Raw genomic sequence first — 12,040 nt, forward strand, 5'->3', positions numbered from 1 at the left:
CGGAATCTAACGGAGAAAACAAGTTTCATGGCGATCGTTGTCAACAAACCCATTCCTGAATTCGACGCCAACGCCACGGGCGGCCTCAAGGTCTCGAATACCTCGCATCTCGGCCATGTGCTGGTCATGTATTTTTACCCGAAAGATAACACTCCGGGTTGCACCACCGAAGCCATGCAGTTCCGCGACCGCTACAAGGACTTCGAAAAGGCCGGTGCCACGGTGTTCGGCGTGTCCCGCGACAACATGAAGTCGCACGACGAATTCAAGGCCAAGCTCGAGCTGCCCTTCGAACTCATCGCCGACACCGAAGAGAAAATGTGCCACATGTTCGGCGTGGTCAAGAACAAGATCATGTACGGCAAGAAGGTCAAGGGCATCGAGCGCAGCACCTTCCTGATCGGCGCCGACGGCATCCTGAAGGCCGAGTGGCGCGGGCTCAAGGTTCCGGGCCATGTCGACGACGTGCTCAAGGCCGTCAAGACGCTCAAGAAGGCCGCCTGACCGCCTCCCGGCGAGCCGGCGATGCGCTTTTCCGCTCTTGCGTGGGAAATGCCCAACGCAGAGCGTAAAGTGCCTTCGGCGCGCCATCCGCGGTGTGCATAATGGGCTCATGCCGTTGAGCTCCACGACCGCATCCCCCGAACAAAGCCGCCTTGGTCTTCAGGCGGCTTTTTCGTTTTCTGGTTCCCACTTTCTGCGAGCGATCTGACACATGCCATTGCCTCCCGCCCCCACGAAACGCGCTGCATTGCTCTCGCCGGACGCGATCGACGCACCCGCCCGGTCCTCGCACAGGGGTTCGCGCCGTTCCGGCGATTCGCGCGCTGACGAGACCACGGCGCGCAGCCCGCAGCCGCTGGAACTGTTCGACAGCCTCGGTACCGACGGTGCGGGCGGCGGCGACACCGTGCGCCCGGCACGCCGGGCCAAGTTGAAACCGGCGCCCGCGCCTGTGAGCGCGCCCCAGCCGCAAGCCCTCGTTCAGGTCGAGACGAAGGCACCGGTCGGCGCCGTCTCCCCTGCCCCCGCGCCGGCGCCGCAGGCACCGGCGCGGCCCAAACGCAGCAAGTCCACCGGCCCCGCCAAGCTGTTCGTGCTCGACACCAACGTGCTGCTGCACGACCCGATGTGCCTGTTCCGCTTCGAGGAACATGACATCTTCCTGCCGATGATCGTGCTGGAAGAACTCGACGGGCACAAGAAAGGCACCACCGAAGTCGCGCGCAACGGCCGCCAGACCAGCCGTACGCTCGACGCGCTGGCTGGCGCCCAGGACGCCGACATCGACAAGGGCCTGAAGCTCGACACCACCGGCCACCGCGAGGCCGGCGGCCGGCTGTTCTTCCAGACCGCCCCGCTCGACTACTCGCTGCCGATCAGCCTGCCCCAGGGCAAGGCCGACAACCAGATCCTCGGCGTGGTGCACGCGCTGCGCGACGAGTACGCCAAGGACCGGCCGGGCAAGCCGAAGCAGGAAGTGGTGCTGGTGTCGAAGGACATCAACATGCGCGTCAAGGCGCGTGCGCTGGGCCTGGCCGCCGACGACTACCAGAACGACAAGACGCTGGAAGACGGCGACCTGCTGTACGCCGGCTCGCTGGCGCTGCCGCCCGACTTCTGGACCCGCCAGAGCAAGACGGTCGAGAGCTGGCAGAGCGGCAGCAACACCTTCTACCGGATCAGCGGCCCGCTGGTGCCCAACCTGTACATCAACCAGTTCGTCTTCTTCGAGGCGCCCGGCGAGCCGAGCATGTACGCCCGCGTCACCGAGATCCGCGACAAGACCGCGGTGCTCAAAACGCTGAAGGACTACAGCTCGGGCAAGAACGCGGTGTGGGGCGTGAACACGCGCAACCGCGAGCAGAACTTCGCGATGAACCTGCTGATGGACCCGGAGATCGACTTCGTCACGCTGACCGGCACCGCCGGCACTGGCAAGACCCTGATGGCGCTGGCCTCCGGCCTCACGCAGGTGCTCGACGACCGCCGCTACACCGAGATCATCATGACCCGCGCGACCGTGAGCGTCGGTGAAGACATCGGCTTCCTGCCCGGCACCGAAGAAGAAAAGATGGGCCCCTGGATGGGCGCACTCGACGACAACCTCGAGTTCCTGGCCAAGGGCGACGGCGGCGGCGCCGGCGAATGGGGCCGCGCGGCCACCAACGAGTTGATCCGCAGCCGCATCAAGGTCAAGAGCATGAACTTCATGCGCGGGCGCACCTTCCTCAACAAGTACGTGATCATCGACGAGGCGCAGAACCTCACGCCCAAGCAGATGAAGACGCTGATCACCCGTGCCGGCCCCGGCACCAAGATCATCTGCATGGGCAATCTCGCGCAGATCGACACGCCGTACCTCACGGAAGGCTCCTCGGGCCTCACCTTCGCAGTCGACAAGTTCAAGGGCTGGCCGCACGGTGGGCACATCACGCTGGCGCGCGGCGAGCGCTCGCGGCTGGCGGATTTCGCGAGCGACGTGCTCTAAGCCGCGGCCCTTGGCGGACAAGAGCCCGCGCATGCCCCAAGGGGCATCGCGGGCTTTTTTTCGCCCACGATGACAGGCTACTGACAAGACGTTGTCAGTAGGCGGGTCGCACCATCAGGGCTCCTTCAATCGACGCGAAAGAAAGCCCCATGTACAAGCAAAACGCCATCAGCTGGTTCGAGATCCCGGTCGCCGACATGGACCGCGCCCAGGCCTTCTACGAGACCGTGCTGGCCCGCAAGCTGCGCCGCGAGAACTTCGGCGGCCAGACGCTGGCCGTGTTCCCCTACGACGATCCCGCCACGGGCGGCGCCCTGCAGGCCGGCGCCAACGCAAGCGCGCGCGCCGGCACGGGCATCCGCATCTACCTCGACTGCATGCCCAGCATCGACGCCGTGCTCGCGCGGGTCGAAGCGGCCGGCGGGCAGATCGTGGCGCCCAAGTCCGCGCTGCCGCCCGGCATGGGCTTCATCGCCCACCTGCGCGACACCGAAGGCAACGAAGTCGGCCTGCACTCGCTGGAGTGATCCCGCCATGACGCAACGCAACTGGATCGCCGTGGCCAGCGCCGAACATGCACGACGCGGCCGCGACCACCGGCCGCTCGGCTTCATGCAGGTCGGCCACGGCAAGCATGCGCCGCTCAAGCGGGTCGCGGCGGGCGACCGCGTCGCCTACTATTCGCCGGCCACGGTGTTCGGCGGCACCGACAAGCTGCAAAGCTTCGTGTCGATCGGCGTCGTGCAGCCCGGCGAGCCTTACGAGTTCGACATGGGCGACGGCTTCGTGCCGTGGCGTCGCGACGTGGCCTACGCGGCCGGGCAGGAGGCGCCGATCGCGCCATTGATCGAGCGCCTGGTCTTCATCGAGAACCCCAGGCAATGGGGCTACAAGTTTCGCTTCGGCATGTTCGACGTCAGCGATGCCGACATGAAGCTGATCGCAAAGGCCATGAAGGCCGATCCGAAGACGCTGGCACTTTGAGGACAAGCCCCATGGAACCCATCCGCCGGCACCAGGACGCCTTCCGCGTCGCGGGCCTCACCGCCCGCACCACCAACCGCGAGGAGAACGACCCCGCAACGGCCCGCATCGGCGCGCTGTGGGATCGGTTCTTCGGCGAACAGACATACGAGTCGACGCCGCACCGCACCACCGACGTCCGTCTCTTCGGTGTCTACTCGGCCTATGAGTCGGACGCCCGCGATGCCTTCGACGTGACGACGGGCGTCGCCGTCTCGGGCGGCGAAGGCAGCCTTGCCATCGAGGCCGGCGACTACCTCGTGTTCACCGGCCAGGGCAAGATGCCGCAGATGATCATCGCCACCTGGCAGCGCATCTGGCAATATTTCGAGGCTCACCCGGAAATCGCACGCAGCTACCGCAGCGATTTCGAAGCCTACGAAGGGCCTGACAAGGTGGCGGTTCACATCGGAGTTTCATGAGCATCAGGAAAAACCGGCGCACCCGGCTGGCGGGTTGCCTTCATCTGCCGAACGTCAAGGCGGCCGTACAGCACGGCAAGCACTGCTTCGTCGAAGGCTTCGCGAAGAAGCTCACCGAAACCCACTGATGCGCCGCGCCGACCGCCTCTTCCAACTCGTGCAGCTCATTCGCGGACGCCGGCTCACCACGGCTGCGTTCCTGGCGCAGCGCCTCGAGGTGTCGGAGCGCACGGTGTACCGCGACGTGGCCGATCTGCAGCACCAGGGCGTGCCCATCGAGGGCGAGGCCGGCGTGGGTTATCGGCTGGGCGCGGGCTTCGAACTGCCGCCGCTGATGTTCACGCAGGACGAGGCCTCGGCACTGATGGCCGCGGCGCGGCTCGCGCAGAGCTGGGTCGATCCGGCACTGGCGCGCGACATCGAGAGCGGGCTGGGCAAGATCCTGTCGGTGCTGCCACCGGCGGCGCGCGTCTCGGCCGAGGCGCTGGCACTCTATGCCCCTGCGATGGGCCTGGACGACACGCTGCGCACGCGGCTGCAGACGCTGCGCGAGGCGGTGCAGTCGCACAACAAGCTGCGACTGAGCTACCACGATGTATCGGGCGATGCGAGCGAACGCACGGTTCGCCCGCTCGGCTGCTTCTACTGGGGCAAGGTCTGGACGCTCTCGACCTGGTGCGAGCTGCGCAACGACTTCCGCGGCTTTCGCCTCGATCGCATGGACACGATCGAAATGCTGCCCGAGCGCTTTCGCGACGAACCCGGCAAGACGCTGGCCGACCTGCTGCGGCAGGTGAAGGCCGAGACGGCGCACGGCAAGGCGATAAAGCAAAAGCCACCGGCCTCGCCGTCCTGGTCGGGCAGCAACGTTGGCTGACGCGCTGCGTCAGTACTGGTCGTTGTTGCTGTAGCCCACCAGGTTTTCGAACTTGGTGATCGGCTTCAGGAAGGCCAGCTTGACAGTGCCGGTCGGGCCGTTGCGGTGCTTGCTGATGATCACCTCGGCCACGCCCGGCTCCTTCGACTCCTTGTTGTAGTAGTCGTCGCGGTAGATGAACATGATGATGTCGGCGTCCTGCTCGATGGCGCCGGATTCGCGCAGGTCGCTCATCATGGGGCGCTTGTCGGTGCGGCTTTCCACGCCGCGGCTGAGCTGCGACAGCGCGATCACCGGGCACTTGAGTTCCTTGGCCAGCATCTTCAGGCCGCGCGAGATTTCGCCCACGGCCGTGGCACGGTTCTCGTCGCCCGAGCTGCTGGTCGACATCAGCTGCAGGTAGTCGACCACGATCAGTCCAAGGCGCCCGTACTGGCGCGCAAGCCGGCGCGCATTGGCACGCAGCTCGCTGGTCGACAGGCCCGGCGTTTCGTCGATGTGCAGCGACACGGTGCGCAGCTTCTCGATGGCTTCGGTGAGGCGCGGCCATTCCTCGTCGCTGAGCTTGCCGGTGCGCAGGTGGCCCTGGTCGATGCGCCCGATGGAGCCGACGATACGCACCGCGAGCTGCGAGGCACCCATTTCCATCGAGAACACCGCCACCGGCAGCCCCTCTTCGAGCGCCACGTGCTCGGCGATGTTGATCGCGAGCGAGGTCTTGCCCATCGACGGGCGCGCGGCCAGCACGATCATGTCGCCCGCCTGCAGGCCCGAGGTCATCTTGTCGAAGTCGTGGAAGCCAGTGCGGATGCCCGTGATGTCGTTCGGGTTCTCGGCCATTTCGGTCACGCGATCGAGCAGCTCGACCACCAGGGAATCCATGCTCTGGAAGCCCTGCTTCATCCGCGTGCCTTCTTCGCCGATGTTGAAGATCTTCTGCTCGGCCTCGTCGAGGATCTTGTCGACCTGCTTGCCCTGCGGATTGAAGGCCTGGGTGGCGATCTCGTCGGCGGCGGACACCAGCTTTCGCAAGATCGAACGCTCGCGCACGATCTCGGCGTAGCGGCGGATGTTGCTCGCGCTGGGCACGTACTGCGCGAGCGAGTTCAGGTACACCAGCCCGCCGATCTCGTCGGCCTTGCCGAGGTTCTGCAGCTGCTCGTAGACCGTGATCACGTCGGCTGGCTTGGTGGCATTGATCAGCCCACCGATGGCGGCATAGATCAGCTTGTGCTCGTGGCGGTAGAAGTCGCCGTCGACCAGCAGGTCGCCCATGCGGTCCCAGGCGCCGTTGTCGAGCAGCAGGCCACCGAGCACGCTCGATTCGGCCTCGATGGAATGAGGCGGAATGCGCAGCTGAGCGACTTGGCGATCGGCCGACGGGTCATTGTCGGCATAGGAGAAAACGGCGGACATGGACTTCCCTTGCAACCCTGCATGCTAAGCCGCGCACGCGCATGCGCGTGTGGACAAGGTTGTGAATAAACAGTGATCTTCCAGTGCAATCGACTGGATAACCCGAGCGCAGAAAAACAAAAGCCGCCCGAAGGCGGCTTTTTCTGCAGCGCACGGAGGCGCTGTAGACGATCAGGCGGTTTCGCCGTAAACCGTCACAGTGATGTCGACCACCACGTCGGTGTGCAGCGCAACGCTCACGGTGCTGTCGCCAACGACCTTGATCGGGCCATTGGGCAGGCGCACTTGCGACTTGGCAACCTTGTAGCCTTGCTTGCCCAGTTCTTCGGCGATGTCGCCGTTGGTGACCGAGCCGAACAGACGGCCGTCGACGCCAGCCTTTTGCGTCAGCTTGACGGTCGTACCACCGAGCTTTTCGCCTTGGGCTTGCGATTCAGCCAGCTTGGCAGCCGCAGCCTTTTCGAGTTCGACGCGCTTGGCTTCGAATTCGGCCTTGTTGGCGGCGGTGGCGCGGCGGGCACGGCCCGTCGGGATCAGGAAGTTGCGTGCGTAGCCGTCCTTGACCTTGACGATATCGCCCAGGCCGCCGACGTTGAGAACCTTGTCCAGAAGAATGATTTGCATGGTCTCGGCTCCTTAGACGCGGTGCTGGTCGCTGTACGGCACCATGGCCAGGAAGCGCGCGCGCTTGATGGCGGTGTTCAACTGGCGTTGGTAGATCGCGCGCGTGCCGGTCAGGCGTGCGGGGATGATCTTGCCGTTTTCGCTGATGAAGTCACGCAGCGTGTCGATGTCCTTGTAGTCGATTTCTTCGACGCCAGCGACGGTGAAGCGGCAGAAGCGCTTGCGCTTGAACAGCAGCGACTGGGTGTTGCGCTTCGGGCGCTTGTCTTTGTTGAATTTCTTGAACGTGGCCATTTGGGGACCTCTTGTCGAAAATTAATCTTGCTGAAAATCCTGGATGTGCAGGACCGGATGCTTGCCGTTGCCCGGTGTCGCCAGGAAGCCCTGAAAACGCCAGAGACTTCCCATCGACTGTCTTGCGAGCCGTTCGGCGATGGCGCCGAAGGCAACGGCCTTGAGGGCCATCTTCACCTGCCTGGGTTTGCCAGCCTCCTGGAGCGTCGACTCGTGTTCGAGCTTCAGGTCGATGGCGGGCAAGCCGGCTGGCGTGTATCGCAAGGCTCCGAGTTCGGCAACGGAGGCGGTCAGCAGAAGCTGGTTGACGCCGGTTGCCGCAGCGGCAGCAGTCACGCCATCAGTTGTTGTTGGCGGCGTATTCGGCCTGCTGGGCCTTGCGGGCTTCTTCGCGCTCGACCGTCTTCATCATCGACGAAGGACCGGTTTCGGCCTTCTTCTTCTGGACGGTGAGGTGACGCAGCACGGCATCGTTGAACTTGAACGCGTGTTCCAGTTCGCCCATCACGGCTTGTTCAGCTTCGATGTTGACGCACAGGTAGTGAGCCTTGTTGAGCTTGTTGATCTGGTAGGCCAGCTGACGGCGGCCCCAGTCTTCAACGCGGTGGACCTTGCCGCCGCCGGCCGTGATCAGGCCCTTGTAGCGCTCCAGCATGGCCGGAACTTGTTCGCTCTGATCCGGGTGGATCAGCAAAATGATTTCGTAGTGACGCATGGCACTCCTTGTGGATTCTTCCGAAGAAGAGGAAAAGCCACCTGCAGCGTCGGGCGCAGTGTGGCAAGGCAAAGCCGGCGATTATAGCCCTGTATCGGCTACCCCGGCAAGAGCTCAGTCGTTGAGGGCCTTGTCGAGCGCCGCGGCCTTCTCGGGCCCGACGGCTGCGCGGATCTTCGGCGCCAGCGCCACGAGGTCCTCGTAGCTGGTGGTGCCCTCGACCTGCAGGTTGAGCCGGAACCCCATCAGGCCCAGGCTGCCGGTGAGTTGCGTGGCGATCGGATAGGCGTCCTTGTACCGCTGCTGCTTGCTGCGCCCGGACCCGGCGGCATCCGCAGCCGGCTTCGGAACTTCAGGGGCGGCGGCCTCCCCGGCCAGCGCCGCCGCAGGCTTGCCGCCCACCGGCGCCAGCACGCCCAGTTCCACCATCTGGTTGATGTCCTCCGCCGTGATGCCCATGCCGGCGGCGATCACGTCATCGATCGAGCGCTTGCCGTCGAACAGGATGAATGCCGATCGCTGGCGCGGCGTGAGCGGCACCGAGCGATCTTTGAGGATCTGCTGGCCAGCGTCTGTCTTTACAAGAATCATGATGGTGTCCCCCGCGAGCTGCCGGGATGCGCCCCGTCAAGCCGCAAGTCTGACACCGGAAACGCATCTTGTTTCATTGACACCAAGCTGACGCGGGAAATCCCCCCGTGGGGATTCCCGCAGTCTGTCGCGCGGCGGGCACAACGGCCTCGCTACCTTTGCAGGTCAGCGCTTGGCGAGCTGCTGCCAGGTGTCGATCACGCTGTCGGGATTCAGCGAGATCGACTCGATCCCCTGCTCCGCCAGCCACAGCGCGAAGTCCGGATGATCGCTGGGGCCCTGGCCGCAGATGCCCACGTACTTGCCCTGGTCCTTGCAGGCCTTGATGACGCGGCTCAGCAGCGCCTTGATGGCCGGGTCACGCTCGTCGAAATCGGCGGCCAGCAGTTCCAGGCCCGAATCGCGGTCCAGGCCCAGGGTGAGCTGGGTCAGGTCGTTCGAGCCGATCGAGAAGCCGTCGAAGTACTTCAGGAACTCCTCGGGCAGGATCGCATTGCTCGGCACCTCGCACATCATGATCAGCTTGAGCTCGTTCTCGCCGCGCTTCAAGCCGTGCTCGGCGAGCAGACCGGTCACGCGCTCGGCCTGGCCCAGCGTGCGCACGAAAGGCACCATGATTTGCACGTTGGTCAGGCCCATGTCGTTGCGTACGCGCTTGAGCGCTTCGCACTCCATGGCAAAGGCCTCGCCGAAATCAGCGCTCAGGTAGCGCGCAGCGCCGCGGAAGCCCAGCATCGGGTTCTCTTCTTCCGGCTCGTAGCGGCTGCCGCCGATCAGCTTGCGATACTCGTTCGACTTGAAGTCCGACAGGCGCACGATGACCTTCTTGGGCCAGAAGGCCGCCGCGATGGTCGCGATGCCTTCGGCGACCTTGTCGACATAGAAGGCACGCGGCGAGGCGTGGCCACGGGCCACCGACTCGACGGCCTTCTTCAGGTCGTTGTCGACGTTCGGGTAGTCGAGGATCGCCTTCGGATGCACACCGATGTTGTTGTTGATGATGAACTCGAGGCGGGCCAGCCCCACGCCGTGGTTCGGCAGTTGCGCGAAGTCGAAGGCGAGCTGGGGGTTGCCCACGTTCATCATCAGCTGGATGTCGATCTCGGGCATCACGCCGCGCTGCACTTCGGTCACTTCGGTCTCAAGCAGGCCGTCGTAGATGAAGCCGGTGTCGCCCTCGGCGCAGCTCACGGTGACCAGCGTGCCGTCCTTCAGCAGATCGGTGGCGTCGCCGCAGCCGACCACGGCCGGAATGCCCAGTTCGCGCGCGATGATCGCCGCGTGGCAGGTGCGCCCGCCGCGGTTGGTGACGATGGCGGCAGCGCGCTTCATCACCGGTTCCCAGTTGGGGTCGGTCATGTCGGTGACAAGCACGTCGCCGGCCTGCACCTTGTCCATCTCGCTGATGTTGTGCACCAGGCGCACGGGGCCGGTGCCGATCTTCTGGCCGATGGCACGGCCTTCGGCGAGCACAGCACCCTTGCCCAACAGCTTGTAGCGTTGCTCGGCCTTGCCCTGCTGCTGGCTCTTCACCGTCTCGGGGCGCGCCTGCAGGATGTAGAGCTGGCCGTCGGTGCCGTCCTTGCCCCACTCGATGTCCATCGGGCGGCCGTAGTGCTCCTCGATCACCAGCGCGTATCTGGCGAGCTGTTCGACGTCGGCGTCGCTCAGCGAATAGCGGTTGCGCTGCTCGGCCTTGACGTCGGTGGTCTTCACCAGCTTGCCGCTCGCCTTTTTCTCTTCAGGCGTGGCGAACTCCATCTGGATCAGCTTGGAGCCGAGGTTGCGACGGATGACGGCCCTCTTGCCGGCCTTGAGGGTCGGCTTGTGGACGTAGAACTCGTCGGGATTCACGGCGCCCTGCACCACCGTTTCGCCTAGGCCGTAGCTCGAGGTGATGAACACCACCTGGTCGAAGCCCGATTCGGTGTCGATGGTGAACATCACGCCGGCGGCACCGAGATCGGAGCGCACCATGCGTTGCACGCCGGCCGACAGCGCGACCACGTCGTGCTCGAAGCCCTTGTGCACGCGGTAGCTGATGGCGCGGTCGTTGTAGAGGGAGGCGAACACCTCCTTCATCTTGTGAAGCACGTCGTCGATGCCGACCACGTTCAGGAAGGTTTCCTGCTGGCCCGCGAACGAGGCGTCGGGTAGGTCTTCGGCGGTGGCCGACGAGCGCACGGCGAACGAGGCGGCCGGATTGCCGGCGCTCAGCGTGGCGAAGGCCTCGCCGATGGCTTTCTGCAGGTCGGCCGGGAAGGGCTGGGCCTCGACCATGGCGCGAATCTCGGCGCCGGCGGTGGCCAGCGCGCGCACGTCTTCGGTGTCGAGCGCGGCGAGGCGCTTGCTGATCTTGTCGGCCAGGCCGTCGTGGGCCAGGAACTGGCGGAATGCGTGGGCCGTGGTCGCGAAACCGGTCGGCACCCGCACACCCTGCGGCAGCTGCGAGATCATTTCGCCGAGGCTGGCGTTCTTGCCGCCAACCGCCTCGACGTCGGTCATTCTCAGGTTTTCAAACGGTACGACCAGGGCGGTCGCGTCGAAAAGTGCAGACATGGGAAAGCTCCAGAAGTTGAAACCGGTGCCGCATGCAGACGGCGCGGCACGATCGTTGTCGTTGCTTTGGGTGCGGGCGCGGTGTGCATGGAAAGAATTGGGGGTTGGGAAAGCGGATTCCCGATAATGGGCCGGATTGTAGGCGTGGCAGGCCCGCACGCGCCGCAGGACAAGGCCGCAAGAACCCAAGACCATGCACACACGCACCGTTTTCTTCATATCGGACGGCACCGGCATCACGGCCGAAACATTCGGCAACGCTGTCCTCGCCCAGTTCGAGATGAAGCCGCGCCATGTGCGGCTGCCCTTCACCGACACCGTCGACAAGGCCCACCAGGCGGTGCGCCAGATCAACCACACGGCGGAAGTTGAAGGGGTCCGCCCCATCGTCTTCACCACGCTCGCCAACATGGACGTGCTGGAAGTGATCGAAACCGGCTGCAAGGGCATGCTGCTCGACATGTTCGGCACCTTCGTGCGGCCCCTGGAAATCGAACTGGCCGTGAAGTCGAACCACCGCATCGGCCGCTTCAGCGACGTCAGCAAGAGCAAGGAATACAACGCCCGCATCGCGGCCATCGACTTCAGCCTGGCGCACGACGACGGCCAGAGCAACCGCGACCTGCAGGGCGCCGACGTGATCCTGGTCGGCGTGAGCCGCAGCGGCAAGACGCCCACCTCGCTCTACCTGGCAATGCAGCATGGCCTCAAGGCCGCCAACTACCCGCTGATTCCGGAGGATTTCGACCGCCGCCAGCTGCCGCCGGCCCTGATGCCGCACCGCAAGAAGATCTTCGGCCTGACGATCCAGCCCGAGCGCTTGAGCGAGATCCGCAACGAGCGGCGCCCCGATTCGCGCTATGCCAGCCTGGAGAACTGCCGCCACGAGGTGAGCGAGGCCGAGGCGATGATGCGACGCGCCGGCATCCGCTGGCTCTCGACCACCACCAAGTCGATCGAGGAGATCGCGACGACGATCCTGCAGGAACTGCGGCCGGAGCGGCTGAACTACTGAGGCTTCAAAGAAA

The 12,040-nt window shown here is 64.8% G+C and carries 15 protein-coding genes; 8 read left to right on the forward strand and 7 right to left on the reverse strand.

Features of this window, described 5'->3' with window-relative positions; all coding sequences use genetic code 11:
• Nucleotides 1-27 precede the first annotated feature (27 nt).
• From ASC92_RS23670 to ASC92_RS23695, 7 genes are all read left to right on the forward strand, one after another.
• The gene (locus tag ASC92_RS23670; RefSeq protein WP_056520654.1) at nt 28-504 is read left to right on the forward strand and encodes a peroxiredoxin; all 477 of its coding nucleotides are present in this window, start codon (nt 28-30) and stop codon (nt 502-504) included.
• 211 nt (nt 505-715) lie between these two features.
• A complete protein-coding gene (locus tag ASC92_RS23675; RefSeq protein ID WP_056520656.1) occupies nt 716-2,491 on the forward strand; it encodes a PhoH family protein in 1,776 nt (591 codons plus the stop codon).
• A gap of 149 nt (nt 2,492-2,640) precedes the next feature.
• On the forward strand, nt 2,641-3,018 hold the full coding sequence (locus tag ASC92_RS23680) for a VOC family protein (RefSeq protein ID WP_056520660.1): 378 nt from the start codon (nt 2,641-2,643) through the stop codon (nt 3,016-3,018).
• Nucleotides 3,019-3,025: 7 nt separating this feature from the next.
• On the forward strand, nt 3,026-3,475 hold the full coding sequence (locus ASC92_RS23685; RefSeq protein ID WP_056520662.1) for an EVE domain-containing protein: 450 nt from the start codon (nt 3,026-3,028) through the stop codon (nt 3,473-3,475).
• Between the two features lie 11 nt (nt 3,476-3,486).
• A complete protein-coding gene (locus ASC92_RS23690; RefSeq protein ID WP_056520665.1) occupies nt 3,487-3,936 on the forward strand; it encodes a GyrI-like domain-containing protein in 450 nt (149 codons plus the stop codon).
• The gene (locus ASC92_RS29560) at nt 3,933-4,064 is read left to right on the forward strand and encodes a hypothetical protein (RefSeq protein ID WP_268810479.1); all 132 of its coding nucleotides are present in this window, start codon (nt 3,933-3,935) and stop codon (nt 4,062-4,064) included. Before ASC92_RS23690 ends, ASC92_RS29560 begins: the two co-directional genes overlap by 4 nt.
• Nucleotides 4,064-4,813 (forward strand): helix-turn-helix transcriptional regulator, encoded by a 750-nt coding sequence (locus ASC92_RS23695; RefSeq protein ID WP_056520666.1) that lies wholly within the window; start codon nt 4,064-4,066, stop codon nt 4,811-4,813. Before ASC92_RS29560 ends, ASC92_RS23695 begins: the two co-directional genes overlap by 1 nt.
• A 9-nt stretch (nt 4,814-4,822) precedes the next feature.
• On the opposite strand, the gene dnaB is transcribed toward ASC92_RS23695, so the two are convergent.
• From dnaB to ppsA, 7 genes are all read right to left on the reverse strand, one after another.
• Nucleotides 4,823-6,229 (reverse strand): replicative DNA helicase, encoded by a 1,407-nt coding sequence (gene dnaB, locus ASC92_RS23700; RefSeq protein WP_056520668.1) that lies wholly within the window; start codon nt 6,227-6,229, stop codon nt 4,823-4,825.
• Between the two features lie 171 nt (nt 6,230-6,400).
• Nucleotides 6,401-6,853, reverse strand: coding sequence for a 50S ribosomal protein L9 (rplI, locus tag ASC92_RS23705; protein WP_007830783.1), 453 nt, complete (start codon nt 6,851-6,853; stop codon nt 6,401-6,403).
• A gap of 12 nt (nt 6,854-6,865) precedes the next feature.
• Nucleotides 6,866-7,147, reverse strand: coding sequence for a 30S ribosomal protein S18 (gene rpsR / locus ASC92_RS23710; protein ID WP_007830781.1), 282 nt, complete (start codon nt 7,145-7,147; stop codon nt 6,866-6,868).
• Between the two features lie 21 nt (nt 7,148-7,168).
• Nucleotides 7,169-7,483 (reverse strand): primosomal replication protein N, encoded by a 315-nt coding sequence (gene priB / locus ASC92_RS23715; RefSeq protein WP_056520670.1) that lies wholly within the window; start codon nt 7,481-7,483, stop codon nt 7,169-7,171.
• A gap of 4 nt (nt 7,484-7,487) precedes the next feature.
• Entirely contained in the window at nt 7,488-7,862 is a 375-nt protein-coding gene (gene rpsF, locus ASC92_RS23720) for a 30S ribosomal protein S6 (protein WP_007830775.1), read from the reverse strand.
• Nucleotides 7,863-7,976: 114 nt separating this feature from the next.
• Entirely contained in the window at nt 7,977-8,453 is a 477-nt protein-coding gene (locus tag ASC92_RS23725) for a hypothetical protein (RefSeq protein ID WP_056520672.1), read from the reverse strand.
• 165 nt (nt 8,454-8,618) lie between these two features.
• The gene (ppsA, locus tag ASC92_RS23730) at nt 8,619-11,012 is read right to left on the reverse strand and encodes a phosphoenolpyruvate synthase (RefSeq protein ID WP_056520674.1); all 2,394 of its coding nucleotides are present in this window, start codon (nt 11,010-11,012) and stop codon (nt 8,619-8,621) included.
• Between the two features lie 193 nt (nt 11,013-11,205).
• Between ppsA and ASC92_RS23735 the strand changes: the two genes are divergently transcribed.
• On the forward strand, nt 11,206-12,027 hold the full coding sequence (locus ASC92_RS23735; RefSeq protein WP_056520678.1) for a pyruvate, water dikinase regulatory protein: 822 nt from the start codon (nt 11,206-11,208) through the stop codon (nt 12,025-12,027).
• The last annotated feature ends 13 nt before the right edge of the window (nt 12,028-12,040 follow it).

Origin of the sequence: Variovorax sp. Root411, assembly GCF_001425205.1 — a bacterium.
In the GTDB taxonomy this organism is placed as follows: Bacteria; Pseudomonadota; Gammaproteobacteria; order Burkholderiales; family Burkholderiaceae_C; genus Variovorax.

Coding starts and splice junctions, on each gene's coding strand:
- ppsA (WP_056520674.1), bottom strand. CDS start 11,012: ATGTCTGCACTTTTCGACGCGACCGCCCTGGTCGTACCGTTTGAAAAC.
- rplI (WP_007830783.1), bottom strand. CDS start 6,853: ATGCAAATCATTCTTCTGGACAAGGTTCTCAACGTCGGCGGCCTGGGC.
- ASC92_RS29560 (WP_268810479.1), top strand. CDS start 3,933: ATGAGCATCAGGAAAAACCGGCGCACCCGGCTGGCGGGTTGCCTTCAT.
- ASC92_RS23675 (WP_056520656.1), top strand. CDS start 716: ATGCCATTGCCTCCCGCCCCCACGAAACGCGCTGCATTGCTCTCGCCG.
- ASC92_RS23670 (WP_056520654.1), top strand. CDS start 28: ATGGCGATCGTTGTCAACAAACCCATTCCTGAATTCGACGCCAACGCC.
- ASC92_RS23735 (WP_056520678.1), top strand. CDS start 11,206: ATGCACACACGCACCGTTTTCTTCATATCGGACGGCACCGGCATCACG.
- rpsR (WP_007830781.1), bottom strand. CDS start 7,147: ATGGCCACGTTCAAGAAATTCAACAAAGACAAGCGCCCGAAGCGCAAC.
- ASC92_RS23725 (WP_056520672.1), bottom strand. CDS start 8,453: ATGATTCTTGTAAAGACAGACGCTGGCCAGCAGATCCTCAAAGATCGC.
- ASC92_RS23685 (WP_056520662.1), top strand. CDS start 3,026: ATGACGCAACGCAACTGGATCGCCGTGGCCAGCGCCGAACATGCACGA.
- rpsF (WP_007830775.1), bottom strand. CDS start 7,862: ATGCGTCACTACGAAATCATTTTGCTGATCCACCCGGATCAGAGCGAA.
- dnaB (WP_056520668.1), bottom strand. CDS start 6,229: ATGTCCGCCGTTTTCTCCTATGCCGACAATGACCCGTCGGCCGATCGC.
- ASC92_RS23690 (WP_056520665.1), top strand. CDS start 3,487: ATGGAACCCATCCGCCGGCACCAGGACGCCTTCCGCGTCGCGGGCCTC.
- ASC92_RS23695 (WP_056520666.1), top strand. CDS start 4,064: ATGCGCCGCGCCGACCGCCTCTTCCAACTCGTGCAGCTCATTCGCGGA.
- ASC92_RS23680 (WP_056520660.1), top strand. CDS start 2,641: ATGTACAAGCAAAACGCCATCAGCTGGTTCGAGATCCCGGTCGCCGAC.